The organism is Pedobacter terrae (genome assembly GCF_036946585.1).
Classification (GTDB): domain Bacteria; phylum Bacteroidota; class Bacteroidia; order Sphingobacteriales; family Sphingobacteriaceae; genus Pedobacter; species Pedobacter terrae_C.
This window is the reverse complement of sequence record NZ_JAQIIV010000003.1, coordinates 491,268-517,177: the sequence shown is the minus strand read 5'-3', so window position 1 is coordinate 517,177 and position 25,910 is coordinate 491,268. Positions and strand designations below refer to the sequence as shown.

The following is a 25,910-nucleotide window of genomic DNA, read 5'->3' as shown; positions in this document are numbered from 1 at the left end:
AAGTATGGAAGAAAAGGCAGCCAATCTACTATATTTCGTTGTAAAAAACCATTCATTTTCTGATGGAAATAAACGGATCGCTGCTTTTTTATTTGTTTGGTTTCTGGACAAAAATAAAATGCTCTATCGGGAAGATGGTAGAAAAAGAATTGCTGATAATGCGCTGGTTGCGCTTACTTTGCTTATTGCAGAAAGTGATCCTAAAGAAAAAGAGATGATGGTTAAAGTAGTTATAAATTTGATTAACCATAAAAACTAACCTACTTTAATTCCGCTAAATACACTTTTGTTTGTTTTTCAATCTCATTGGTGGCAAATTTAATGGACGAACCTACTCTTGTAGTTTCTGCTTTAACTGGCATTTTATTGATGGTTGCCAGTGCATCAACATACCATTTGCACCAAACTTCGATAATATGCTTCTCATCGTCTGCCGGTTTTCCTTCGGCGATGGCTTTTTTGCTTAGTTCAAATTCAGTTTTTAAGCGGGTTAAAGCATCGGTTTTAATTTGAGAAACAGTAGCAGTAGCTGTGTTTTCATCTGCTGAAATTAAAGTGTAGGCTGCTGTTAAGCCACTTATACCAACATTTTTCATTTCAGTTGGCGAAACTTTATCAATCCTGTCATTATCCGTATGGTAGAACACATCAGTAAAGTGCCACATTAATAGTCCGGGAATTTTATTTTGCAAGAACGGGGTGTGGTCACTACCACCTTCAAAAGGATTGTAGTGAACTGTCCAGTTGGCAAATTTACCCTGTGCTTTACAGATGTCGAAAATAAAATCGTTGAAATAGTGCGGAAAAAGATCTTTCTCTTTAACATCACCAGCCCCCCATTCAGTATGTTTATCTGTACCTCTTGTCCAAATGGCTGATGGATCAGGCATCTTTTCGATTAGAAAAGAACCGCCGGTTTTTTTGGTGTCTTCGCCAACCATATCCAAACTCATGCCCCACATAATGCCATTGGCCCTTGTGGTATCTTCAGTAATATATCTTCTTGTTGATACGATTTCGTCGCCCCATAAAAAAGTTAAACTGCGCTTAGGGTTTATCTTTTTCGCCTGATACAATTCTGCCGTTAATCTTGCCATTTCTGCTAATGTACCCACGCCACTTGCATTATCGTTTGCGCCAGGTTCTTGTACGTGTGCACTAAATACAAAACGTTCATGTGGATTTACGCTTCCTTTAACATTTGCCACAATGGTTAATTCTTCGGAAGGATAAATTTTAGTTTGAATATTTACCTTCAATTTCGTCTCACCTTTTAGGCAAGCAGCTTTCAATTTTTCTTTCGCCATATAAGATAGGAACAATGTCCACACTTCGCTATTGGCTCTCATGCTGCCGAACTGGATGGAAGTTTGATTAATTTCTGGCTGTGTATATTTCGGCATCGAATAGCCTAAAACACCAATGGCCCCTGCTTTAGTTAGCAATTTGAAGTAAACGCGATGGATTATTTTCTGAAAATAGGATTTTTCCTTTTAAATCCATTTTTTCTATTTCTGCTGGAATTATTTTTTCGATGTAAACAACCTTGGCTGTAATGCCATCAGCGGGAGTTGATCCACAGTTGATGGGAATCATGTTACGATTGGTTTTGTAAGATATGAGCGGCTGTACATCACCTATAATATTAATATTGGCATCAACAGGCTCCCATGCACTGTTGTTCATCGCTCTTTTTTCAATCCGATAGGTTAAAGGCGCTTCAAACTCATCTTGCTTCTGTTCTACAAAACCAGCTTTTTTAAGGATGTTTTCTACATAATAGATACTGGCATTAAAGCCCGTGTTGCCGGGCACACGGAAGTATTTTTCTACAAAAGCGGTGGTTTCGTAGGCATTTTTTTCTTGGAAACCCGCCCTTGTAAGCTTAAAATATTCATTTATCGAATGTTGTGCATAACAGCCTAGGTGAACAAAAAGTAGTGCAAGAAGTATCTTCGTTTTCATGGTCATTAGTAAAAACGAAAGATAACAATAGCTTTTGATTATTTCCCGATTACAATAATATTAAGGAGCCGAACGCAATGTTATACTTACACATCATCTATATGGCAAGCTGTTATACGTTTATTAATACTAACTTTCACTTTACACATAGTGTCCTCTCTTTTTGGTAATTTCATCAATAGCATGTATGGCGAATCAAACAAATACTTGAAGATCAATTATAAAACAATTTAAATTAAAGGTGAAGAAGTTATTTAATTATTCAATACGAAATTAACACAAAATTAATATATACCGTTTTGGTTTTTGGTCTGAATTTTGTATTATTGTTTAAATAGATAGGTTTTTTATCATGAGCAAAGAAATACTAGAATTTTCTGTACAAGTGGATGAGAAATTCGACTTGAAATTTAATTGGCTGGACGGCTTTTGGGGCGCAGCATTTAAATTTTTTGGAAAATAATTTTTTAAGCCATAATTGTTTACCGGGCAGTTAGTTTCCGGTTGAAAAGTTATGCGTAATTTTTTCTGATTTTTGAGTCTTGCTCCTATCAATAACACGCTTCATTACTAGCCCTCAATCTTTTTATTTAGTAGTTTTTAAGCTTCCATCTTTCTGCCCTTCACCTTCAACCTCTTTTTCTTATCTTTGTAAAATAATGAGTAGAAGAAAACCTGGTACGGTAACTATTGTTCCAAACGTACAAATAATTGATATTGCTGAAGAAGGTAAAGGTGTTGGCAAAGCTGATGAATTGGTCATTTTTGTAGATAAAGCTGTTCCTGGTGATGTGGTAGATGTACGCTTAACGAAAAAGAAAAAGAATTTTGCTGAAGCCATCATCGATCAGCTTCATGAAAAATCAGCATTGCGTACCAATCCTTTTTGTCCTCATTTCGGAACCTGCGGCGGTTGTAAATGGCAGCATATGGGGTACGATGCTCAATTAAAGTTTAAACAGAAAAATGTTGAGGCCGCCTTACAGCGTTTAGGCAAAATAGATACCTCTGGCACAGAACCGATTTTGGGTTCGGCAAAAAACAGATATTATCGTAATAAATTAGAATTTACTTTTTCGAATAAACGTTGGTTGGAAAAAACTGATGTTGAACGCGATGAAGATTTTGATATGAATGCACTGGGTTTTCACGTACCCTTACGTTTCGATAAAATTTTAGATATCGAACATTGTTATTTACAGGATGAGCCATCTAATTCGATCAGAAACGCCGTCCGTAAATATGCTTTAGAAAATGAGCTGTCTTTCTACGATTTGCGTAACCATGTAGGCGTTTTGCGTAACCTGATTATCCGTACTTCCAGCACGGGAGAAGTAATGGTTGCGGTAGTTTTTGCTTATCCGGAACAAACACAGATTAATGGTTTAATGGAGTTCCTTAAAAGTGAATTCCCACAAATTACCTCCCTGCTTTATATCGTTAACCAAAAGAAAAATGATACCATTTTCGATCAGGACGTAGCGGTTTTCGCTGGCCGTGATCATATTTTCGAAGAAATGCCTGTCGGACTGATAGGCGGGGATGTCATCCGTTTTAAAATCGGGGTAAAATCGTTTTATCAGACCAATTCAGAACAGGCCTTTGAACTGTATAAAATTACGCGTGATTTTGCAGAATTTAAAGGCGATGAACTGGTTTACGATTTATATACCGGAGCAGGAACCATTGCCAACTTTGTGGCTAAAAATGTAAAGCAAGTGGTAGGTGTAGAGTATGTACCAACTGCGATTGAAGATGCTAAATTCAACTCCGAGCTAAACGGAATTGATAATACGATCTTTTATGCAGGCGATATGAAGGATATTCTTACATCCGAATTTATATTGGCACATGGTAAGCCTGATGTAGTGATCACCGATCCGCCGCGTGCTGGAATGCATGCAGATGTGGTGCAAAGATTATTGGAAATGGAAGCCGAGAAAATTGTGTATGTAAGCTGTAATGCCGCAACTCAAGCCAGAGACCTTGAATTGTTAAAGGAGAAATATGACGTGTCGCGCATCAAGCCGGTAGATATGTTTCCTCATACACAACACGTAGAGAATGTGGTACTATTGAGGTTAAGAGCGTAGGAACATAAAATGGAAAAGGTTTTATGGGACTTTCAAGATTCTACACTTAAACCTTTCAACAACAAAAAATGGATAGAGAAGAATTATTAAGTGCAACGCCCGAAGATAGTGGGGCGCCACAACGTAAACAGGAGAGTCCACTGATCAGTTTAGAGAAAGACCTGGAGTTTTATGCTGATGCGATTAAAGAAGTAGCTATTGAAATTATGGTTGAAGGCATTTCTGCCTATCCTATTTTTATTGCTCACCAACATGAAGTAAATATAGGGGAGGTTATTTTGAATAAAGAAGAACTCAATACCAATTGGACCATACAAGCCTCTACATTAGAAGAATTTGTAGAAAAAGGAATTATCAGCAAGGAGAAAAAAGAACCTTTCTTAAAAGTATATAAGAAACCGGAAGACTTTATGTGTGTATTTGTAATCGTTCCTGAAGGTGCTAACTTTATTTATTACCCCTATAAAAAAGGTAGAGGATAGGAGGCGGAGGGTTTAAGGTTTGCTTGCCATAGCCAATAATAGCCAGAATCCGTATAATTCCCGAATACCTGATGGCTATCTATAACGAAAAACGCCGTTTTGCATCCACAAAACGGCGAATTATCATTAACTAAACTAAACTTTTAATTTACGTGGTGTACCTCTCCACTTTTTGATGTCGATGTTTTTTTGAGTGAGGCATTCCCTTTATAACTTACATCGCCACCTCCACTTGCACTGGCTTCTAAACCTTTATTTACATAAATATTTACATCAGAACCACCAGAAGCCTGCACCTTTGCATAATCTGCAATTAATTCATAAGCGTCGATATCGCTGCCGCCGCTAGATTGAATGGTCATGTTTTCTGCTTTTCCTTTTAGATCAATGTCACTGCCACCGCTTGATTGGATGGATAGATCTTTACAAACAACACTAAGCTTTAAATCTGAACCACCAGAAGAGCGGATGGCAAGTTTATCTGTCTTGATCTGATTTTGTGTAAAAACATCCGAACCTCCAGAAGCTGCAATTGCATTTAGGGTTTTAAAATTTACATAAGCTTTAATAGTACGGTTTTTAAACATGCCACCCCAGTTGATGCCATCTTTAAACCTAATGGTAACATTACTGCCGCTTTGCTCCACAACAATATCTTTTAATATTTCAGAATCAGATTTTATGTTTACACTTTCGCTACCGCCTTGGGTTAAGTATAAGTCAATTCCACTGCTAACGCCAATACTATTGAAGTTTTTAACCGTAAAACTTTTAGCTTCCTGCGCTTTAGCCATATAGCTGGTTACCACTATAAATAAGATGGCGGATGATTTGATAAGGATTTTCATATTTGTCTTTCGTTAAATGATCTTGAAGCTGTTGTAATGTGATATTTACATGTCAAGGCTTCGATTTTTGTTTTGGTTAAAGATTAGACGCATCTCTGGCGAAAACGTTGCAAACAATCGAAATTATTTTTTAAATAGTTTGAATTTCATCCTTAAAATCGTTCTTTTTGTATTCAATCCGATTATACAATGGCATCGCAATTACTTATTCTTAACAAGAAACAAATTCAGCAGAAAATAGATCGTATCGCTTATCAGATTTTAGAGGATAACCTGAACGAGAAAGAAGTGGTACTTGCCGGCATTTGGGACCGCGGTTATAAATTGGCACAGAGGTTAGAAAAAGTGCTTAAAAAGATTTCAGGTTTTAAACTTACCCTGCTACGTATTGACCTGCAAAAAGAAAGCAGCAAATTGGTGGCTTCAACAGATTTGGACGAAAGCCATTGGAAAAACAAGGTAATTATTATTGTTGATGATGTATTAAACAGTGGTAAAACCCTTGCTTATGGTTTAGGTGTTTTCTTAAACACACCTCATAAAAAAATCCGTACGGTAGTTTTGGTTGACCGGAGCCATAAAATCTTTCCCATTGCCACTGATTTTGTTGGTCTTGAACTTGCTACCGTTTTAAAAGAGCATGTTGATGTAGTGATGGATGTAGAGGGAGAAGAAGATCGGGTTTATTTGAGCTAGGTATCGATGTAAGATGGAAGAGGTTAGATGGGTGATGAACGATATCTATAGTTAAATTTTATAATTTGATTGTTTGCCAACAGTATCTGTAAATTCGAACTGGCTACTAGTAGCTGAGACTGGAGAATCGGCGAAGCTAAATCTTTTAGTCAATAATTAGGTTCAAAGATCCCTCTACCGACTTAACGTCGGGACTTCGCTACATTCGAGATGATGAATTTTTTAGATCTACGACATGCTATATTTGTAATTCACCTCAATTTTTTGCAATTTTCCAAAATGTATCAGCCCAGAAAAAATAATCTGATTTTCAAGTTTTTCTCATGGTATATTCAGTTTATTATCAAAAAAGATTTTGCAGCATTTAATTATAATGCAATAGCTACGCAATCTGATTCTTCTGTTCTGATTTTGGCCAATCATTTTAGCTGGTGGGATGGCTTTTTTCTGTTTTATATCAACAAAAAAGTCCTAAAAAAACGGTTTCATGTTTTAGTGAATGCCGAGAACTATACGAAAATAGGTTTTTTGAAGTTTCTAGGTGCTTTTGCCGCTGAAAATAAAGGTAGGGACGTTCTGGAAACGCTTAACTATGCAGGCAAATTGTTAGATGATCCTGCAAACTTGGTGCTGGTATTTCCGCAGGGCAAATTATATTCGAATCATTTAAAAGGTATTCATTTCGAAAAAGGAGTGATGCAGATGATTAATGCCAGCAAAAAAAAAATAAACATCATTTTTGCTGCTACTTTCATTGATTACTTTGCAAAAAGAAAACCAACGGTTTATACCTATCTACAGCATTGGGAAAATGAAGAATATGTGAGTTTGCAATTGCTAAAAAGTGCCTATAATAAACATTACGATCAATCGGTTGTTAAACAAAATCAACTAATTGAATGACGATTTTTATTTATGCCGTTTTGATTTTCCTGGTGATCCGGTTTTCGGTTACTGTTTTTAATTTCCTTTCTAATCCCAAGTTGCCGAGAGTGGTTAAATATCACCATGATCTGGTTTCGATTCTTATTCCCGCTAGGAATGAGGCTGAGAATATTTTAGAATTGCTTGTTTCGATAAAAAATCAGGACTATACCCATTATGAGGTTTTTGTTCTGGATGACAACAGCAATGATAATACTTTTGAGGTAGTCGAAAAATATTGCCTCGACAATCCGCAATTTAAGGTGGTAAGGGGTAAAGCGTTACCTCTAAACTGGTTGGGGAAAAACTATGCCTGCCACCAGCTTAGCGAATTGGCTACCGGTAAATACTTATTGTTTATTGATGCTGATGAAACAATTAAAAGAGGATTGATCAATAGCCTCATCAGCCGGATGGAAATTGGAAACCTGGCTTTACTTAGCGTTTTTACCAATCAAACGATGAAATCAATAGGTGAATGGTTAACTGTTCCCTTGATGCATTTCATCCTGTTGAACTTATTGCCTTTGCGACTAGTTAAGCTTTCGAAAAATCCAGCTTTTGCAGCGGCTAGCGGGCAATGTATGTTTTTTAATGCCAATCATTATAGAGAAAAACAATGGCATGAGCGGGTTAAACATCAGGTAGTAGAGGATGTGGAGATTATGAAATTGGTAAAACAGGAAAAATTTAATGCAGAAGCACTTCTGGCCAACGGATTGATTTATTGCAGGATGTATAAAAATTTAAACGAAAGCTTAAATGGCTTTAGTAAAAATTTACTGGCAGGTTTTGGTAATAACATCATAATATTATTACTTTACCAGCTTTTGGTAACCATAGGGCCATTAATTTTAATCCTAAACTTTAATCTTAATTTACTTGTATTACCATTAACTTTAATAGTGTTATGCCGAATGATGATTTCCTATTTATCCGGGCAGCATGTTTTGATAAACCTGGTTTTACATCCTTTACAGATGACGTTCTTCTTAATCATTTCACTCATTTCTATAAAAAAATATATTTTTAAAACGGGCACATGGAAGGGCAGAACAATCAAAACGATTTAAAGGTTAAAAGGATTGCAGTGGCAATAATTGTCATTTTTCATGTGGTTGGCTTATTGGGCTTCTTAATCACTGCTGCACAGCCTTATTTTATCAAGCTTGTACCCTTTCATTTATTGCTGATGTTTGCTGTAATTGTTTTTTCGTACAATGCAGATGTGAAACGTTTATTATTATTCGTTTCTGGAGTGTTTCTCTGTGGCTTTTTAGTTGAAGTATTTGGTGTGCATACTGGAAAAATATTTGGCAGTTATTATTATGGCGATACATTAGGTTACAAAGTTGCTGCGGTTCCACTGTTGATGGGGGTTAATTGGGTAATCCTTATTTTCAGCGTTGGGCAAATGATGAAAAGTATGAAAATCAGGCATAGTATTTTGGCTTCGGTTCTTGGCGCTGTTTTATTGGTTGTTTTCGATTTCTTTTTAGAGCCTGTGGCCATGAAATTTAACTACTGGCAGTGGGATTGGCACGAAATTCCGGTTCAAAATTATGTTGCCTGGTTTATGGTTTCTGTAATCTTATTAAAATTTTATTACGCTTTAGGCTTAAAACAACAGAAATATATTGGTGTGGTAATGTTTGTCTCGCAGTTAATCTTTTTTGTTGTCTTGTACATGACAACCGGAACAAATATTTTTGTTTAATTTTGTAAGGTTATTTTAATTAATTTTATAATATGGAAACACTAATCGTACAGCCCAAAAATAAAAAGCAGCTTTTGGCAGTTGAGGCGGTGTTACAAGCATTAAACGTAACTTTTAAAAAAGAGAGAAGCTATAGCCCTGAATTTATAAATGAAATAGCTAATGGTGAAGAAGATATAAAAAATGGACGTTTAACGAGAGTTAAGGATGTTCAAAATATATGGGAAAGTATTTTGTAGACATCACAGATCAAGCTAAAAAACAATTGGCTGAAATCCTTAAATCAGGAGATAAAGCTTCCATTAAAAACTTCAGCAAATTTTTATAGAATTAAGTATTCATCCCGCATCAGGCGTAGGTAAACCTGAAAGGTTAAAATTTGAATATTCTGGTTATTGGTCAAGACAAATAAATAAAAAAGACAGATTAGTTTATAGAATTGATGAAGAGATTATTACTGTATTTGTAATTTCTGCAAAGGGACACTACCACGATAAATAACTATTCCGGAAAAAAAATGAGCAATTTAAACTTACAGGTCAACATCGATAAATCATCAGGCTTTTGCTTTGGCGTAGTATATGCGATAGAAATGGCCGAAGATATTCTGGATAACGAAGGTTATTTATATTGCCTTGGCGATATTGTGCATAACGATGAAGAAGTGGAGCGTTTAACCGACCGCGGATTAAAAATCATCGACCACGAAGTATTAAAAAACTTAAGGAACGAGAAAGTTTTAATCAGGGCACATGGCGAGGCTCCCTCAACCTATCAACTGGCTTTAGAAAATAACCTGACGTTAATAGATGCTTCATGCCCCGTGGTGCTGAAATTACAGAACAGAATTAAAAATTCGCATGATGATGATGAGCAGATACTTATTTTTGGTAAGCACGGCCATGCTGAAGTGATCGGATTACAGGGTCAAACCGATGGTAAGGCCATTGTTTTTCAAGATTTGGCCGAATTAGATCACGTTCAACTTCCTGCTAAATTTACTTTGTATAGCCAAACGACTAAAAGCACCGATAAATTTTATCACATTAAAGATGAATTATTAAACCGTGGTTACGAAGTTAAGGCTAACGATACCATTTGCAGACAAGTATCTAACCGCTACGAGGAATTGGAAGATTTTGTGAGTCATTACGATAAGATCGTTTTCGTTTCCGGAAAGAAATCTTCAAACGGAAAAGTACTTTATGATGTGTGTAAAAAGCACAACGATAACTCATACTTCATTTCAAATGTTGAAGAGTTGGATCAAACCTGGTTTAACGAAAATGATAAAGTAGGTATTTGTGGGGCTACCTCTACACCAATGTGGCTAATGGAAAATGTTAAGGCCGCTCTGGAGCAGTATTAGTTCCTACAGTAAGCGTCACCCTGAATTTATTTCAGGGTCTTACTAACTAAGAAAGATGCTGAACATTCAGCATGACGAAATAAAATAAAAACCATTGAAAAAAATAAACCCATATACTGGAGTACTGGTTGCATTAACTGTAATTGCCTGTTGGTTTATTTCTCTTTATTTTTTGCTGACATGGGATTTTACCTGGAGCAATCCTTTGGTTTATCTCATGATTTTTGTTCAGATGCATTTATATACCGGGTTGTTTATTACCGCTCACGATGCCATGCATGGAACGATATCGCCTAACCCCAAAGCAAATAATTTTATTGGCTATCTTTCCGTTTTTCTTTATGCAGGTTTCTTTTATAACCGTTTGTATGCAAAACATCACCAACACCACCGTCATGTACATACTGAAAACGATCCGGATTTTGCGCCACATGGCTTTTGGAAATGGTATTTGCGTTTCATGTTAAATTATGTTACGATTATTCAATTGGTAATTATGGCCATAGCTTTTAATGTGTTGCAAATCTGGGTTGATAAAGAAAATCTATTATTATTTTGGGTGCTGCCATCCTTATTGAGCACCTTTCAGCTTTTTTATTTTGGTACATATTTACCCCATAAAGGAGAACATAATAATGAATACCATTCTTCAACCCTAAAGAAAAATCATCTTTTTGCGTTTATTACCTGTTATTTTTTTGGTTACCATTTAGAACATCACCAGAAACCGGGCATGCCCTGGTGGCAGTTGTATAAAACTAAAGGGTAATAATTGCTTTTCTAGTAAATAGTTAACAAACACCATTTTTTTGACCTAAAAATGTCGGCAATCACATTTTTAGCTTAGTGAAAAGACAATAAAAAGGCGATATTTGCGACACAAAACATATTTCTTTATAGATGAGCAAAAAGGGAATTTTACTGGTAAATTTAGGAACACCTGATAGTCCGGCGACGGGTGATGTAAGAAAATACTTAGATCAATTTCTGATGGATGAGCGGGTAATTGATATTCCTAAACTCAACAGAACATTATTGGTTAAAGGTATTATTGTTCCCTTCCGTAGCCCTAAAACGGCCAAGTTATATAAAGAAATCTGGGATGAAAATGGTTCACCGTTACTGTTTTACAGCAGGTTGCAGGCTAAAATGCTTCAGGAACGATTAGGCGATGATTACCACGTTGAATTGGCTATGCGTTATCAAAGTCCGTCTATTGCATCGGCATTGGCGAATTTGAAAGCAGGTTTAGTAGAAAGCATACAGGTAATACCCATGTTTCCACAATATGCTTCTGCCAGTACTGGTTCGGTAATGCAGCTGGTAATGGAATTGGTGAGCAAGTGGCCAACAGTTCCTCCTATTTCCTTCATTAATTCATTCCACGATAATGAATTAATGATCAAAGTTTTTGCCGAAAATGCCGGGAAACATCAGGTAGAAAGTTATGATCACGTATTGTTCAGCTTCCACGGCTTGCCAGAACGTCAACTTTTAAAGTGCGATCATACTGGAAATTATTGTTTGAAAAGTGCCGATTGCTGTCAAACATTAAATGATACCAATAAATTTTGCTATTCTGCACAGGGGCATGATACCGCCAGGTTAATTGCTAAGGAATTAAATTTATCAAAAGACCAATATACTGTTTGTTTCCAATCGCGCTTAGGTAAAGAGCCGTGGGTACAGCCTTACACTACAGATGTGTTAAAGAAATTGGCTGCAGAAGGCAAAAAACGTCTTTTGGTTTTTAGCCCGGCTTTTGTTGCTGATTGTTTGGAAACGCTTTACGAAATTACGGTTGAGTACCATGAAGAATTTAAGGCTTTGGGTGGCGAACATGTTCAGTTGGTAGAAAGTTTAAACGATAGTCCTGTATTTATTGAGGCTTTAGCCGGAATGGTAAAATAGTTAAAGATGGGAAGTTTTATTATTTTGATGGGTGTTTCGGGAAGTGGTAAAACAGTAATAGGAAAAGCCCTGGCTCCTGCAATAAATGCGGAATTTATAGATGGAGATAACCTGCATTCGCAACGGAATGTAGATAAGATGGCTGCTGGAATTCCCCTAACCGATGCTGATCGTTTAGATTGGCTGCAATTGATTGCAAAAGTTGGTGGCGAACATTCTGCCCAAGGAACTAATTGTATTATTGCTTGTTCTGCACTTAAAAAATCTTACCGTGATCTGTTGAGAGCACATAATAACCTGATGCATTTTGTGTATTTGAAAGGAAGTTTCGATTTGATACACGATCGCATTGGTAAACGTGCCCATCAATATATGCCTTCCAGCTTATTGCAAAGTCAGTTTGAAACTTTAGAGGAACCACAGGCAGATGAACCGGATGTATTTACGGTTTCCATCGATCAAAGTATATCCGAAATAGTTGAAGAAATTGTTAAGGCTGATCTGATTTCGTAATTACCGAAATAATCTGATCTGTTGCTCCTTTTTTATCATCCACATATTTTCTCGCCGCATCCGCTGCATGTTGATTGTCTGCAAAAGCACTAAAGGCATCAATCAGTTCTTCAGTTGATACTATACTTTTGGCTGCACCAATGGCAATAAGATCCTTTGCTTCCTGAAATTTATCGTATTTAGGACCGAAAATCACAGGCATTCCAAAAGCCGCGGCTTCTAAAGTATTATGGATTCCCGTTCCAAAACCACCACCAATGTAAGCCACTTTCCCATATTGGTATAAGGAAGAAAGCATGCCGATGTTATCGATGATTAAGATTTTGGATTTAAGATTTGAGATTTGAGAACCGTTAACTTTTAACAGGGAACTGAAAACTGAAAACCGTACACTGCCAACTGAAAACTGTTTTTCAATACTTTCAATATGGCTTTCATGGACTTCGTGAGGTGCGATGATAAATTTCCAATTAGCGTATCGCTGAGTTAAGGACGATAATATTTTTTCATCTTCGGGCCAGGTACTTCCGCAAACTAAAGTAGGCGCGCCATCAATAAAGCTTTCGATGATGTTGAGCTGTTTAGGCGATTGAGCATTTTCGTAAACCCGATCGAAACGGGTATCACCACTTATGGTTACATTATTTAATCCAATTGATTTTAAAAGGTTCTTGCTTTCTTTATTTTGTACAAAAAAGTATGTAACAGATTTTAAAATATTGCGATAGAAGCCGCTGTACCATTTAAAAAATGCCTGGCTTTCTCTAAAAATCCCGGAAATTACATACAAAGGAATGCCCTGGTCTTTTAGTTCCTTAAAATAGAAATACCAAAATTCATATTTGGTAAAAATCGCCATTTCAGGGTTAATGTCTGCTATAAAACGTTTGGCATTAGCTGCCGTATCAATCGGGAGATAGAATACATCTGCCAAAGCATAATTTTTTCTGATTTCATATCCTGAAGGTGAAAAAAAAGTAACTACAATTTTCTTTGAAGGATAAAGGGCTTTTAATTTTTCTAAAACTGGCCGGCCTTGTTCAAATTCACCTAAAGAAGCAAAATGGAACCATATATGTTTTTCTACTGGATTAACTTTTTGGGCAATTGTGGTAAAGATGTCTCTTCGCCCATTGATAAACAATTTAGCTTTCGGATTAAATAATGAGAATATCCTGATGAGTAAAGTATAGCCCCAGATTCCGATGATGTAAAGTAATTTCATATCTTCGTGCCAAGATAAAACGAATATATTTAAAAAGCTTAAAAATATATGGAAGCCTCGTTATTTTACTGGTATTGGCTAAATAAATAGATCTCGCTGATTGCCTTATTGCTAATCAAAGTAAATAGAAAATGGCTTGAAAAATAAAATCATTTTGATGGCTGGAATTTATGCGATTGCAAAAAAAATGATCGATCTTGGCTATTTATTATAATACCATAATTAGAAGACTTATAAATCCCTGGTTTACTATAGGGAGAGAACAATCAAAATGTATCGGGTAAGATTAGTTAAAAAAATATGAGCGAAAAAATGGAAAATTTCCCATCAGCAGATTTGGGAAGTAGAAAGAGGATATTGATTACAGGTGCAGCCGGATTTCTAGGCTCACACCTTTGTGATCGTTTTGTAAAAGAGGATTATCATGTCATTGGGATGGATAATCTGATTACTGGTGATATAGCCAATATCGAACACTTGTTCAAGCTAGAAAATTTCGAGTTTTATAACCACGACGTTTCTAAATTTGTTCACATTCCAGGTAAGCTCGATTATATCTTACATTTTGCTTCGCCTGCAAGTCCGATTGATTATCTTAAAATTCCCATCCAGACGCTAAAGGTAGGCTCGTTGGGCACGCATAACCTTTTGGGTTTGGCACGTAATAAAAATGCAAGAATGCTGATTGCGTCAACTTCTGAGGTATATGGCGATCCGAACGTAAATCCACAGCCTGAAGAATACTGGGGCAATGTAAATCCAGTAGGGCCGCGTGGAGTTTATGACGAGGCCAAGCGTTTCCAGGAAGCTATCACTATGGCTTACCATACTTTTCATGGAGTAGAAACCAGGATCGTTAGGATTTTTAATACTTACGGACCGAGAATGCGGCTGAATGATGGCCGTGTTTTACCTGCGTTTATCGGACAGGCTTTAAGAGGGGAAGATTTAACCGTATTTGGAGATGGAAGTCAAACACGTTCTTTTTGTTATGTTGATGATCTGATAGAGGGTATATACCGCTTATTAATGAGTGATTATGTACAGCCTGTAAATATTGGTAACCCTGATGAAATTACCATCAAACAATTCTGTGAAGAAATTATCAAACTTACAGGCACTTCACAAAAAATTGTATATAAGGAACTTCCACAGGATGATCCAAAACAACGCAGGCCAGATATTACCAAAGCAAAAGAAATATTGGATTGGGAGCCAAAAATAGGACGCGCCGAGGGATTAAAAATTACCTACGAATACTTTAAGTCTTTGCCTCCAAAGGCTTTGGAAAAAATAGAACATAAAGATTTTACCACATTTAACCGTTAAAATGGCAAAAATATTAGTTACGGGCGGAACGGGATATATTGGTTCGCACACAGCAGTAGAGTTACACAACGCAGGATATGATGTTGTAATTATCGATAACCTTTCCAACTCGAATATCAAAATTTTAACTCAGCTGCATGCCATTACCGGCAAATGGTTTGATTTTCATGAGATTGACCTACAGGAGGAAAAAGCAGTAAAGGAATTTGCAGAGCGTCATGCTGATATTGATGGGATTATTCATTTTGCAGCTTACAAGGCAGTAGGTGAATCGGTTGAGCAACCCTTAAAGTATTACAAAAATAACTTTTATGGATTAATCAATCTGTTAATCTCGTTTGACAGGAAAATTAATTTTGTATTTTCTTCATCATGTACCGTTTATGGTCAGCCGGAAACCTTGCCTGTAAACGAAGCTGCATCAGTGCAAAAAGCAGAATCTCCTTATGGGAATACCAAACAGATCGCTGAAGAAATACTGGCCGAAACTGCTGCGGTTACACCTGATTTAAATGTAATCTCTTTACGTTATTTTAATCCGGTTGGTGCCCATGAAACTGCTTTAATCGGTGAGCTGCCAAATGGTGTGCCAGCAAATCTAGTCCCTTTTATTACTCAATCAGCGATTGGGAAACGTGGCCCGATTACCGTTCATGGAAATGATTACGATACGCCAGACGGTTCTGCAATCCGCGATTATATCCATGTAGTTGATCTTGCAAAAGCACATGTAGCTGCCATAAAAAAATTAGAAGATGGAAACCCGAATGGAAACTATGATGTTTTCAATATCGGTACTGGTAAGGGGTCTTCGGTATTGGAGATTATCGCTGCTTTCGAAAAAGTAAATGGCCAAAAACTGGATTATAAAATTGGACCGAGGAGGGTTGGAGATGTTGTTGAGGTTTATGGTGATGTAGAGAAATCTAATAAGGAACTGGGCTGGAAGGCCAATCTAGATATCAATGAAATGATGCGCTCTGCCTGGGAATGGGAAAAATACATTAAGGCTAATCCTTTTTAAATGAAGTTATCGGAGCACAAAGATTTAAAAACTGCCATTACCGAGCTGCCTGTTAAAGAAAAAGACAAGCTGTTACTGCGTTTGGTAGCAAAAGATAAAGTGCTTACCGAACACCTTCATTATAAATTATTAGAGGATGAAACGGATCTGGAAGACCGTAAAGAAAGGATCAAGGCTGATGTTGATGAGCAGATTGCTGAACTCAAAAAATTGAATGCCAAAGAGGCTTTAGTAAAAGTAAGGAAGATGATTACTACTGTCAATCATTTTTACAGAGTGACAAAAGACCCTGTGGGAGAAGTAGAGTTAAAAGTTTTTATTCTTAATAGCATTCCTTTAGATTATAAAAAATCAATTTTTGGTTACCGCGATTTTATGATGCTTTTTAGTGTTTACTACATTAAAACGGTTGCGGTAACCATTAATAAATTCAAGAAACTTCATGAAGATCTACAGTTCGATTTAAGTGAGAACCTAAGTCAGCTGCTCGATAAAATTTATTCCTCTAAATTGGCTGTTGCTGCCGAAGCCAGCAATTTGCCAAAAGAAGTTGGTTAAAGCTATGACTCATCATTAGGTTTGGATTACCGGACTACTGAATCAGTTATTCATACCTTAGTGCTTCTACAGGATCTAGCCTGGATGCCTTTTTTGCGGGATAATAGCCAGAGAGTATTCCAACAAATACACATAATACGAAGCCACCAATAATAAACAACCACGGAATTAAGAATGAGCCACCCATGGCCAGGGAAATTAAATTTCCTAAAACAATTCCAAGGAAAATACCAAATATACCGCCCATTAAACAGATAACTACAGCCTCAATTAAAAACTGGCGACGGATTACTTTTGGATTGGCACCAATGGCTTTACGGATGCCAATTTCGCGCGTACGTTCTGTAACAGAAACCAGCATGATATTCATTAAACCTATTGATGCTCCAATTAAAGTAATAATACCGATTGCAACACCACCTATGGCCACAAAGGCCAGGTTTTCAAATAGTGTTTGGGCAATGGCATCACTTTTGGTAATCTCGAAATTATTGGATTCGTTAACCTTTACTTTGCGGATATTTCTGAATAAGGCAGTAGATTCGCCAATAATATTTTCCTGCATATCATTACTGGGTACCATTACCGTAATGGTGTAAGATGGATTGGCATTGGCATTAATCTGCTTTGCTTTTAGCAGCGGCACATAAACGGCCCGGTCGCCACTAAAGCCCATACTCGATCCTTTTTTCTCCAATATGCCAACAATTTTAAACCTGTTATTCCCCACATTAATCAGCTTATCTAAAGGGTCTGAATCTTTGAAAAGCTTTTCTACTACCTCACCACCAACTATACAAACATTACTTCCCAACTGTATTTCAGAAATGCTAAAGTTCCTTCCTTGTGAGAGGTTTAAGCCTTGAGCGGCCAAACCATTCTCGTCAATTCCCTGAACGTTAATATTGGGGTTGGTTTTTAAACTGCCATATTTTATGGTAGAACCACCACTGGCAAAAACACTTACTGCAACAGTAGCAGGCGTATTCAGGCTATCTTTAAACTTAACGGCATCTTCGTAACGGATGGCTTTAAAAGGTTTCGGCCTTTTCCCGTTTCCAATTCTTATTCCTGTACCCCGGTTCCGAATGGTAAACGAGTTGGCCCCCATGCTACTAAAAGCATCTGTCATACTTTTTTTTACAGCATCAAGCGTGGTTAAAATCCCCACCAAAGCCATTAAGCCAATGGCAATAATTAAGGCGGTTAGCATAGTGCGCAAGCGGTTTGCTTTAATAGATTCTAATGCCAGTCGGATGTTTTCTCTGTAATTCATTTATTGTAAGTACCAAGTTAAGTATGGTATGGAAATAGGATCATCCTTACACCTTTGCCTTAAACCTTTATGTGTAAAAATAAAAAAAGTCCCGATGTTTAGACAAGGGGACTGTACGATATGTTACAATAATATTTTATTTATGCCGAGAAACTCGTGCCACAGCCACAAGTGCTAGTTGCATTGGGGTTAATGAAGGTAAACCCACGTGAATTTAAGCCGTCCTGCCAATCAATCATCATGCCCATTAAGTACATCTGGTGTGCTTTGTTCATGAAAACCTTGATGCCGTTGATTAAAAACTCCTGATCGCCGTCTTTTTTCTGATCAAAACCTAAAACGTAATTCATGCCGGCACAGCCACCACCTTCTACGCCAACGCGCAATCCGTAATCATCGCCAATCTCCTGCTGATCTTTTAATTTATATAACTCTTTGGCTGCCCCTTCAGAAAAACTAACTGGTGCAAATGCTGTATCAACTGTTGTGCTCATGTTATTTAAATTTAATCTGTTACAAATATAAATAATAATGTACATTTTTGCTTTTAACAGGCAGTTAATATTACTGTACTTAAACAATACTTATGAATACACAACAAATTTTAGTTGACGTAGCAATTTTATTCACAGGCCTTTTCACAGCATTAATGGCGGTTTATTATATTTTAAGGAATGATATCCAACGTTTTTTTAACTTGAAAATCATTGAACTGAATAAAGAAAACCGTGCGCAGATTTTACCTTTGCGCTTACAGGCGCATGAACGTTTAATTATATTTGTTGACCGCATTAATCCGGCTAATTTGCTTGTTCGGTTGCATCAGCAAGGGATTAACATTGCGACTTTGCAAGCTGGTATTTTAAATGAAATCCGTTCAGAATATCAACATAACATTGCCCAGCAGCTGTACATAGATAGCATAACCTGGGGTGTGGTAAGAAAATTAAAAGAGGATACCATTGCCATGGTCAATAATGCGATACAAAGTTTACCTGACGATGCAAATGGAATTGAACTTAGCAAAGCCATTTTGCAACACATGGTCAGTATAAATGAAAATCCGTATGATTTAACAATCGAGTTAATCAAGAAAGACATTTATAAGTTGTTTTAAGGATAATCGGTTAATTAAAATCCGATCCAAAGCTAATTTTACAGTTAACTGATTGACCAGTTAGAGCAATTAAACCAAAGATTAAACTAACCAAATGAACGAGATAAAACATGTCACTACTTCGGGGATTGAAATAAAAGCCTTATATACCGAAGCAAAACCCATGAAAGAACTGCCCGGAGAATTTCCTTTTACCAGGGGAATCCAGAAGGATATGTACCGCGGCCGCCTATGGACGATGCGGCAGTATGCCGGTTTTTCGACTGCTGAAGAATCAAACAAACGTTATCATTATTTATTGGCGCAGGGAACAACCGGTTTGTCAGTTGCTTTTGATCTTCCGACGCAAATTGGTTACGATTCTGATCATGATATGGCTGATGGAGAGGTGGGCAAAGTTGGAGTAGCTATCGATTCATTAAAGGATATTGAAATTTTATTTGATGGTATCGAGTTAAAAGACATTACAACCTCAATGACGATCAATGCAACTGCTTCAATTTTGTTGGCCATGTATATTGCGCTGGCTAAAAAACAAGGTGCAGATTTAAAGCAGATTTCGGGGACGATCCAAAATGATATCCTGAAAGAGTACGCAGCAAGGGGAACATACATCTATCCACCAAAGCCGTCCATGCGTTTAATTACTGATATTTTTGAGTTTTGTAGTAAAGAAGTGCCAAAATGGAATACCATTTCCATCTCTGGTTATCATATTCGTGAAGCCGGATCAACCGCTGTGCAAGAACTTGCTTTTACATTAGCAAATGGCAAAACTTATCTAAAAGCTGCCTTGGAAAAAGGTTTAGACATAAACATCTTTGCCAAACGTTTGTCATTCTTTTTCAACTGCCACAATAATTTCTTTGAAGAAATAGCCAAGTTTAGGGCTGCAAGGCGGATGTGGGCGAAAGTTACCAAAGACTTGGGCGCAATGGATGAAAAGGCCCAGATGTTAAGGTTCCACACCCAAACCGGGGGATCAACCTTAACTGCTCAACAACCCTTAAACAATGTGATCAGGGTTAGTAATCAGGCTATGGCTGCGGTTTTAGGCGGAACCCAATCCTTACATACCAATGGCTATGACGAAGCACTTTCCCTGCCTACAGAATCTGCTGCTAAAATAGCTTTACGTACTCAACAGATTATCGCTTTTGAGAGCGGGGTAACCGATACGGTAGACCCATTGGCAGGCTCATTCTTTGTAGAAAGCCTAACCGATGAAGTAGAGGCGGCGGCCTGGGCTTATATCGATCGTATAGACGCTATGGGTGGCTCGGTTAACGCCATCGAAAGCGACTATATGCAAAATGAAATTGCTGGTGCCGCCTATCAATACCAAAAGGAGATCGAAGACGGGGAAAGGATCTCTGTCGGTGTAAATAAGTTTACCCAGGAGGAAGAAGGTTTTACGGAAGTGTTTAATATAGACGATTCGATCCGCAAGCTGCAATCTGAAAAGTTGGAACATTTAAAATCAACCCGAGATCAAGTTGCGGTTGAGCAAGCACTAAATCAATTAAAGGAAGCAGCCAAAGGCGAAATCAACCTGATGCCTTTGATCATAGATGCCGTTGAAAAATATGCTACACTTGGCGAAATTGCGGATGTGTTTAGGAATGCTTTTGGTGTTTATTAAATAAATGTGCTTCTTTAAATTGAAATGTTAAAGAAGTTCTGCTTTAATCAATAATATAATACGACCAAAATTCTAGTTCTCCAAATGATCAAAATATTGGTCTGAACTGTTGTAAAATTATTGCAGGACTAAATTCTATAGGGATAGGCTAAGTCATATTATTACCTCAAAATTAATTTAGTAAAGTTATAGTTTTGATTTCCAGTTTATTTGAAATTTAAACACCTAAAACGGTTAAGTGCATCCAAAAATGGCTTAGATTTTGCTCCTTTGGAGCGATTCGAAATGAAGAATGGATATTTGATAATAAATGGTGATTAATGTGGATAACCATTGTTAATAAATAGTTATCAACATAAAAAATTGAGGTTAAGCGGGCTACTGTATTCCTTATCAGTAGGTTACGATTTATTTAAAATTTTTGTTTAAAATGTTGATAATTATGTCAATATTCGTAGTCCCTAAACGGACCATCCCTTTAATTCGAATAGGTACTGTTAACCAATAAATTATAGAAATCGCAATGGAAAAAACTTGTACAGAAGTGTGGAAGAACTGTCTTCAAATTATTAAGGATAATATTCCGGGCCAAAGTTTCAAAACTTGGTTCGAGCCGATAACGGCTCTTAAATTGGAAGGTAAGGTTTTAACCATACAGGTGCCAAGTTTGTTCTTTTACGAATGGCTTGAAGAACATTATGTGGGCTTGCTGCGCAAGACTGTAAAAAAACAACTTGGAGAGGATGGCAGGTTGGAATATAATATCGTTGTAGATAAATCATCAAACAGCGGTAATCCTTATACTACCAATATGCCCTCAAATGGAAATGGAGCGGAGGCAAAGGTACAATCGATGCCGATTCCGGTTTCCATTAATAAGGATATTAAAAACCCATTTATTATCCCTGGATTAAAGAAATTAAATGTTGATCCGCAATTAAATGCTAACTATACTTTCGAAAATTATATTGAGGGAGATTGCAACCGCTTGGCACGTTCTGCAGGTTACGCTGTAGCAGCTAAACCAGGTGGTACATCTTTTAACCCTTTAATGATTTACGGCGGAGTTGGTTTGGGTAAAACGCACCTGGCTCAGGCAATCGGTAATGAGATTAAACGCAGCATGCCAGATAAATTAGTGATCTATGTAAGTTGCGAGAAATTCTGTCAGCAATTTGTAGATTCCTTAAAAAATAATACCATTAACGATTTCGTCAACTTTTACCAGGCAATGGATGTAATCATCATGGACGATGTGCACAATTTTGCGGGTAAGGAAAAAACACAGGATATCTTCTTCCACATTTTTAATCACCTGCATCAGTCGGGCAAACAGGTAATCTTAACATCGGATAAAGCACCAAAAGATTTAGCTGGTTTGGAAGAGCGTTTACTGAGTCGTTTTAAATGGGGTTTATCTGCAGATTTACAGATTCCTGATCTGGAGACACGCATCGCTATTTTAAGGAAAAAGATGTATGCAGATGGTATTGAGTTACCAGGCGAGGTGGTAGAGTATGTGGCGCATAACATTGATAATAATGTGCGTGAATTAGAGGGGGCTATGGTATCTCTTCTGGCACAAGCTACTTTGAATAAAAAAGAAATCGATTTGGCGCTTGCTAAGCAGATGTTGAAAAACTTCATTAAAAATACCTCAAAAGAAATTTCAATGGAATACATCCAGAAATTGGTTTGTGAATATTTTGAGGTCCCTGTTGATATGGTGAAATCGCAAACACGTAAACGCGAAATTGTTCAGGCCCGTCAGATTTCGATGTACCTTTCAAAGAGTCATACTAAATCATCACTAAAAACAATTGGTGCTTTCTTCGGCGGCCGCGATCATAGTACCGTAATTTATGCTTGCCAAACAGTAGAAGATTTAATCGATACCGATAAGAAGTTTAAAGCTTACGTACACGATATCCAAAAGAAATTAAAAATGAGCTAAGTTTTTAAAGGCTTATTGCTCCATAAAAAAGCAGCCAGATGTTTAAAATTTGGCTGCTTTTTTTACCTGTAATTTTTGAGATAGGAATAAGGGACCTATCTCGGATTTTATTGATCTTTAGCTATTTCTTCGAGCCCGTAAAACAAAGCTGCAACGTGTAAGGCCTGGGCAATTTTATTTTCTTTGATCAGTTGTTTTACTTCTTCAACCGTATATTCTTCAACATTTAAAATTTCATGTTCATCCAAATGCTGCTCATGGGTTTTAATACCACCTGTTAAAAAATAGGTAAAGGTTCTGTTGTTCGATGTTGCAGGATTGGGATAAAGTTCGGCAATAAACTTGCAGGTTTTAAAACTGTAACCCGTTTCTTCCAATAACTCACGTTTAACGGCAAACTCAGGAGCCTCATCACCATCAATCACACCGCCCGGAACCTCGAGCGAAACAATATCAGCTGCGTGGCGGTATTGGCGTACCATAATTATTTTCCCTGCTTCTGTTAAAGCAATGGCATTTACCCAGTTTGGATATTCTAAGACGTAATAATCATCTTTTATCACGCCACCTGGAAGTTTTACCTCATCAACGCGCAAGGTAGCCCACTGTTCACGTACTAAATATTTAGAGGCAATTTTCTGCCACTTCTCTATAATCATTTATTTATGTTGTTTATTTTGTTTGGCGCCACGCGCTCAGCGCTTAGCGCAGGTATTGTTGTATTGTTTTCTGGCGGTGTAAGTTTACCAAATGTACAATCTTATGTTCATCAGACAAGTATTGATAAACTAAATTAAGTTTTGGCGCAATATGCTGGTTGCGCTCCTGGCTTACACCTAACTCGTAGTATAAAAATTCGCTTAACGAGTCGAGTTTTTCAGGTGGAAGGTTACTTTCAATTAACCAATTTTCAAAAACACAGAGATCTTCATTTTCAAGAACTTCTTTTGAAAGTTGAAACCTGCCTGCTAAAGTTTCTTCAAAAAGTTGATTGGCCTCCGCTAACCTACCCTCTAATTTGAGCCCCATAATGCGAGCCAAAACCTGGGCCAGTTTCTGGATTTCAGCTGTAATTAAATCTCTTCTGTACATTAGGGTTGTAATGTTTAATTGTTGCAAAGTTGTAACGTTGTGTAACTTTCAAACTGTAAAAAAGTTCCAACTTATGGACTATGGACTATGGACTATGGACTATGGACTATGGACTATGGACTATGGACTATGGACTATGGACTATGGACTACTGCTACCAGCTTCCGCTGCTACCACCTCCACCGAAGCTTCCTCCGCCAAAACCACCGAATCCGCCTCCTCCACCAGAAGAACCACTGCCCCAGCCACCGCTGCTTCGACCGCTGCCACTTCCAAACAACATCGCCCAGAATAGTGCATTAGATGCTCCACGTCCACCAATAACTTCGCTTCCGCCTCCACCACCTTTTCGCATGATGATGATAATCACAATTACAATGATAATAATGATGGCAATGCTACCTGAACCGCCTTTTTTAGAAGAAGCTTTCGGATTGTCGTTTTTATATTCGCCCCGGGTATATTTTATAATGGATGTAGTAGCTTCGTCCAGGCCTGCATAATAATTGCCAGTTCTAAAGTTGGGTTTAATGTCGTTGTCAATGATACGCTTTGCATAAATATCGGGTAAGGCACCTTCAAGGCCGTAGCCTGTTTGAATAGAGATTTTTCGGTCGCCAACAGCCACAGCAATCATAATACCATTGTTTTTACCACTTTGGCCTACGCCCCATTTTCTGCCTAGCTCTACTGCGTATTCATTAATATCATAATCGCCTATGGATTTTAAAATAGCAACTGCAATCTGTGTAGAAGACGAATCGTTAAAGGTTACCAGTTTATTTTCGAGCGCCTGTTTCTGATCTGCTGATAATACATTTGCATAATCGTTAACTAAAGTGTTGGGCTTTTCCGGAAAATCCTGCGCGAAAGCAAAAGCAAATAATAAACTGAATAATGATAAAAGGAATATTTTCTTCATCTCTTATTTGTTTTTTAGCTTATCCATAAAAACAATATCGTTTGGCAATTCGTTAATATCACCTTTTTGCGGAGGGAAGAACAAGGCTAATTTTTCTCCAGCCAATACTACACCTGCAATAATGCCATCAGCCAAATTACCTTTTGCAAAATGTGCTGTCATGGCAATTTTAGTAGTTTCCCAAAAGTTATCAGGTACTACATTGTGGATGCCAACATCACCGATAATGGCAAATTTATGGTCGGCATGTGCCAGATAAATTAGCACACCATTTCTTTTTGCAGTTTTATCCATATCCAATTTAGCAAAATATTCGGTGGCTTTTTCGTAGGGATCGCCTGCGCAATGCTTGTCAATAGCAATTCTGATTTCTCCGGAAGTTGCTCTTTCTGCATCAGAGATTGCATTTGCTATTTTTTCTTGTTCAATATCTGAAAATAACGACATGTACTTAATTTTTATATGAAGTAAAAAGGGTAATAAATGTTCAATTCATAAACATTCACTACCCTCGTATGTTGTATCAAGAATATTAAAATTCTACTTTAGGTGCATCTTTAGCAGAAGCATCGGCTTCAAAATATCCCTTAGGTTTAAAGCCGAACATGCCAGCCGTTAAATTGGTAGGGAAAGACCTGATTTTACCGTTATATTCCTGCACTGCATCATTAAAATCTTTACGGGCAACTGTAATTCTGTTTTCAGTACTTTCCAATTGTGCCGATAAATCACTAAATTGTTGTGTGGCCCTTAATTCAGGATAATTTTCAGTGATTGATAGTAATTTACCCAAAGCCTGACTCAACTGTCCTTGAGCAGCCTGGTATTTTTGGATGTTTTCTGGAGTCAGTTCATCAGCTTTAACCGTCATCTGGGTTGCTTTGGCACGTGCTTCAGTTACAGCCGTTAAAGTACCTTGCTCAAATTTAGCCGCTCCTTTTACCGTAGCTACCAAGTTAGGAATTAAATCCGCTCTTCTTTGATACTGGGTTTGTACTGTTCCCCATTTCGATTTAACGTTCTCATCCAGTTTAACCATGCTGTTATATCCGCATGAACTTAAAGTGCTCACTGCAATAACTGCAGCTAAAAATCCAAATATTAATCTTTTCATTTTTATGGTTTTGTCGTTTTAATAGAATTAAGTTATCCTCAATTTACAAATTAGATATCAAATTGCATGCCTTTGTTACACTTTCGGTATTTATCTGACAGGTTGACAAGCGCCACAGGAATTTAGTAAGTTGAAATTT

The 25,910-nt window shown here is 37.3% G+C and carries 31 protein-coding genes; 20 read left to right on the top strand and 11 right to left on the bottom strand.

Going from position 1 to position 25,910, the window contains the following annotated elements:
* The coding region (locus PGN18_RS07190; RefSeq protein ID WP_335318740.1) for a Fic family protein at nt 1–259 on the top strand (259 nt) is incomplete at its 5' end.
* Between the two features lies 1 nt (nt 260).
* Here PGN18_RS07190 and PGN18_RS07185 read toward each other — a convergent pair.
* Nucleotides 261–1,445, bottom strand: a complete 1,185-nt coding sequence (locus PGN18_RS07185; RefSeq protein ID WP_335318738.1) for a M28 family peptidase — start codon at nt 1,443–1,445, stop codon at nt 261–263.
* The gene (locus PGN18_RS07180; protein ID WP_335318736.1) at nt 1,435–1,965 is read right to left on the bottom strand and encodes a hypothetical protein; all 531 of its coding nucleotides are present in this window, start codon (nt 1,963–1,965) and stop codon (nt 1,435–1,437) included. The genes PGN18_RS07185 and PGN18_RS07180 overlap by 11 nt, the downstream gene beginning before the upstream one ends.
* A gap of 352 nt (nt 1,966–2,317) precedes the next feature.
* On the opposite strand from PGN18_RS07180, the gene PGN18_RS07175 reads away from it, so the two are divergent.
* The 3 genes from PGN18_RS07175 to PGN18_RS07165 all read left to right on the top strand — a co-directional run bounded on the left by PGN18_RS07175 (nt 2,318) and on the right by PGN18_RS07165 (nt 4,540).
* Complete coding sequence (locus tag PGN18_RS07175; protein ID WP_025145553.1) at nt 2,318–2,428, top strand: hypothetical protein; 111 nt, start codon at nt 2,318–2,320, stop codon at nt 2,426–2,428.
* Between the two features lie 196 nt (nt 2,429–2,624).
* Nucleotides 2,625–4,058 carry a 23S rRNA (uracil(1939)-C(5))-methyltransferase RlmD gene (gene rlmD, locus PGN18_RS07170; protein WP_335318731.1) on the top strand — a complete coding sequence of 478 codons (1,434 nt, stop codon included), beginning with the start codon at nt 2,625–2,627 and terminating at the stop codon, nt 4,056–4,058.
* A 68-nt stretch (nt 4,059–4,126) separates the two neighbouring features.
* Nucleotides 4,127–4,540 (top strand): hypothetical protein, encoded by a 414-nt coding sequence (locus PGN18_RS07165; protein ID WP_335318730.1) that lies wholly within the window; start codon nt 4,127–4,129, stop codon nt 4,538–4,540.
* Nucleotides 4,541–4,683: 143 nt separating this feature from the next.
* Here PGN18_RS07165 and PGN18_RS07160 read toward each other — a convergent pair whose 3' ends face one another.
* Complete coding sequence (locus PGN18_RS07160) at nt 4,684–5,388, bottom strand: head GIN domain-containing protein (RefSeq protein WP_335318729.1); 705 nt, start codon at nt 5,386–5,388, stop codon at nt 4,684–4,686.
* Nucleotides 5,389–5,577: 189 nt separating this feature from the next.
* On the opposite strand from PGN18_RS07160, the gene PGN18_RS07155 reads away from it, so the two are divergent.
* The 10 genes from PGN18_RS07155 to PGN18_RS07110 all read left to right on the top strand — a co-directional run bounded on the left by PGN18_RS07155 (nt 5,578) and on the right by PGN18_RS07110 (nt 12,518).
* The gene (locus PGN18_RS07155) at nt 5,578–6,084 is read left to right on the top strand and encodes a phosphoribosyltransferase family protein (protein ID WP_090986580.1); all 507 of its coding nucleotides are present in this window, start codon (nt 5,578–5,580) and stop codon (nt 6,082–6,084) included.
* Between the two features lie 279 nt (nt 6,085–6,363).
* A complete protein-coding gene (locus PGN18_RS07150) occupies nt 6,364–6,987 on the top strand; it encodes a 1-acyl-sn-glycerol-3-phosphate acyltransferase (protein WP_335318726.1) in 624 nt (207 codons plus the stop codon).
* Nucleotides 6,984–8,081, top strand: a complete 1,098-nt coding sequence (locus PGN18_RS07145; RefSeq protein WP_335318725.1) for a glycosyltransferase family 2 protein — start codon at nt 6,984–6,986, stop codon at nt 8,079–8,081. Before PGN18_RS07150 ends, PGN18_RS07145 begins: the two co-directional genes overlap by 4 nt.
* The gene (locus tag PGN18_RS07140; protein WP_335318724.1) at nt 8,051–8,725 is read left to right on the top strand and encodes a carotenoid biosynthesis protein; all 675 of its coding nucleotides are present in this window, start codon (nt 8,051–8,053) and stop codon (nt 8,723–8,725) included. Before PGN18_RS07145 ends, PGN18_RS07140 begins: the two co-directional genes overlap by 31 nt.
* A gap of 32 nt (nt 8,726–8,757) precedes the next feature.
* Entirely contained in the window at nt 8,758–8,964 is a 207-nt protein-coding gene (locus PGN18_RS07135; RefSeq protein WP_335318723.1) for a DUF2683 family protein, read from the top strand.
* A gap of 79 nt (nt 8,965–9,043) precedes the next feature.
* Nucleotides 9,044–9,226, top strand: a complete 183-nt coding sequence (locus PGN18_RS07130) for a Txe/YoeB family addiction module toxin (RefSeq protein WP_335318749.1) — start codon at nt 9,044–9,046, stop codon at nt 9,224–9,226.
* A 16-nt stretch (nt 9,227–9,242) separates the two neighbouring features.
* A complete protein-coding gene (locus PGN18_RS07125) occupies nt 9,243–10,094 on the top strand; it encodes a 4-hydroxy-3-methylbut-2-enyl diphosphate reductase (protein ID WP_335318722.1) in 852 nt (283 codons plus the stop codon).
* A gap of 94 nt (nt 10,095–10,188) precedes the next feature.
* Nucleotides 10,189–10,863 carry a fatty acid desaturase gene (locus PGN18_RS07120; protein ID WP_335318719.1) on the top strand — a complete coding sequence of 225 codons (675 nt, stop codon included), beginning with the start codon at nt 10,189–10,191 and terminating at the stop codon, nt 10,861–10,863.
* A gap of 131 nt (nt 10,864–10,994) precedes the next feature.
* Complete coding sequence (gene hemH / locus PGN18_RS07115) at nt 10,995–12,005, top strand: ferrochelatase (protein WP_335318718.1); 1,011 nt, start codon at nt 10,995–10,997, stop codon at nt 12,003–12,005.
* A gap of 6 nt (nt 12,006–12,011) precedes the next feature.
* A complete protein-coding gene (locus PGN18_RS07110; protein WP_335318717.1) occupies nt 12,012–12,518 on the top strand; it encodes a gluconokinase in 507 nt (168 codons plus the stop codon).
* On the opposite strand, the gene PGN18_RS07105 is transcribed toward PGN18_RS07110, so the two are convergent.
* On the bottom strand, nt 12,496–13,743 hold the full coding sequence (locus PGN18_RS07105; RefSeq protein ID WP_335318716.1) for a 3-deoxy-D-manno-octulosonic acid transferase: 1,248 nt from the start codon (nt 13,741–13,743) through the stop codon (nt 12,496–12,498). The two genes, PGN18_RS07110 and PGN18_RS07105, sit on opposite strands and share 23 nt — an antisense overlap.
* A gap of 300 nt (nt 13,744–14,043) precedes the next feature.
* Between PGN18_RS07105 and PGN18_RS07100 the strand changes: the two genes are divergently transcribed.
* The 3 genes from PGN18_RS07100 to PGN18_RS07090 are packed head-to-tail and all read left to right on the top strand — an operon-like array spanning nt 14,044 to nt 16,654.
* Complete coding sequence (locus PGN18_RS07100) at nt 14,044–15,072, top strand: UDP-glucuronic acid decarboxylase family protein (protein ID WP_335318715.1); 1,029 nt, start codon at nt 14,044–14,046, stop codon at nt 15,070–15,072.
* A gap of 1 nt (nt 15,073) precedes the next feature.
* A complete protein-coding gene (gene galE, locus PGN18_RS07095) occupies nt 15,074–16,096 on the top strand; it encodes a UDP-glucose 4-epimerase GalE (RefSeq protein ID WP_335318714.1) in 1,023 nt (340 codons plus the stop codon).
* Nucleotides 16,097–16,654: a hypothetical protein gene (locus PGN18_RS07090; protein WP_335318713.1), complete on the top strand. Its 558-nt coding sequence runs from the start codon at nt 16,097–16,099 to the stop codon at nt 16,652–16,654.
* Between the two features lie 46 nt (nt 16,655–16,700).
* On the opposite strand, the gene PGN18_RS07085 is transcribed toward PGN18_RS07090, so the two are convergent.
* Complete coding sequence (locus PGN18_RS07085; protein ID WP_335318712.1) at nt 16,701–17,930, bottom strand: ABC transporter permease; 1,230 nt, start codon at nt 17,928–17,930, stop codon at nt 16,701–16,703.
* Between the two features lie 140 nt (nt 17,931–18,070).
* Nucleotides 18,071–18,424, bottom strand: coding sequence for a HesB/IscA family protein (locus PGN18_RS07080; RefSeq protein ID WP_090986779.1), 354 nt, complete (start codon nt 18,422–18,424; stop codon nt 18,071–18,073).
* 92 nt (nt 18,425–18,516) lie between these two features.
* On the opposite strand from PGN18_RS07080, the gene PGN18_RS07075 reads away from it, so the two are divergent.
* From PGN18_RS07075 to dnaA, 3 genes are all read left to right on the top strand, one after another.
* A complete protein-coding gene (locus tag PGN18_RS07075; protein WP_335318711.1) occupies nt 18,517–19,047 on the top strand; it encodes a DUF7935 family protein in 531 nt (176 codons plus the stop codon).
* 94 nt (nt 19,048–19,141) lie between these two features.
* Entirely contained in the window at nt 19,142–20,689 is a 1,548-nt protein-coding gene (locus PGN18_RS07070) for an acyl-CoA mutase large subunit family protein (RefSeq protein ID WP_335318710.1), read from the top strand.
* A gap of 523 nt (nt 20,690–21,212) precedes the next feature.
* Nucleotides 21,213–22,643, top strand: a complete 1,431-nt coding sequence (gene dnaA / locus PGN18_RS07065; RefSeq protein ID WP_090502090.1) for a chromosomal replication initiator protein DnaA — start codon at nt 21,213–21,215, stop codon at nt 22,641–22,643.
* A gap of 107 nt (nt 22,644–22,750) precedes the next feature.
* Here dnaA and PGN18_RS07060 read toward each other — a convergent pair whose 3' ends face one another.
* The 5 genes from PGN18_RS07060 to PGN18_RS07040 form a co-directional block, all read right to left on the bottom strand.
* Entirely contained in the window at nt 22,751–23,302 is a 552-nt protein-coding gene (locus PGN18_RS07060) for an NUDIX hydrolase (protein WP_335318709.1), read from the bottom strand.
* Between the two features lie 43 nt (nt 23,303–23,345).
* Nucleotides 23,346–23,735, bottom strand: a complete 390-nt coding sequence (locus tag PGN18_RS07055) for a hypothetical protein (RefSeq protein ID WP_335318707.1) — start codon at nt 23,733–23,735, stop codon at nt 23,346–23,348.
* Between the two features lie 154 nt (nt 23,736–23,889).
* Nucleotides 23,890–24,657, bottom strand: a complete 768-nt coding sequence (locus tag PGN18_RS07050; protein WP_335318706.1) for a TPM domain-containing protein — start codon at nt 24,655–24,657, stop codon at nt 23,890–23,892.
* Between the two features lie 3 nt (nt 24,658–24,660).
* On the bottom strand, nt 24,661–25,104 hold the full coding sequence (locus tag PGN18_RS07045; protein ID WP_335318705.1) for a TPM domain-containing protein: 444 nt from the start codon (nt 25,102–25,104) through the stop codon (nt 24,661–24,663).
* An 85-nt stretch (nt 25,105–25,189) separates the two neighbouring features.
* A complete protein-coding gene (locus PGN18_RS07040; RefSeq protein WP_090502080.1) occupies nt 25,190–25,771 on the bottom strand; it encodes a LemA family protein in 582 nt (193 codons plus the stop codon).
* Between the last annotated feature and the right edge of the window lie 139 nt (nt 25,772–25,910).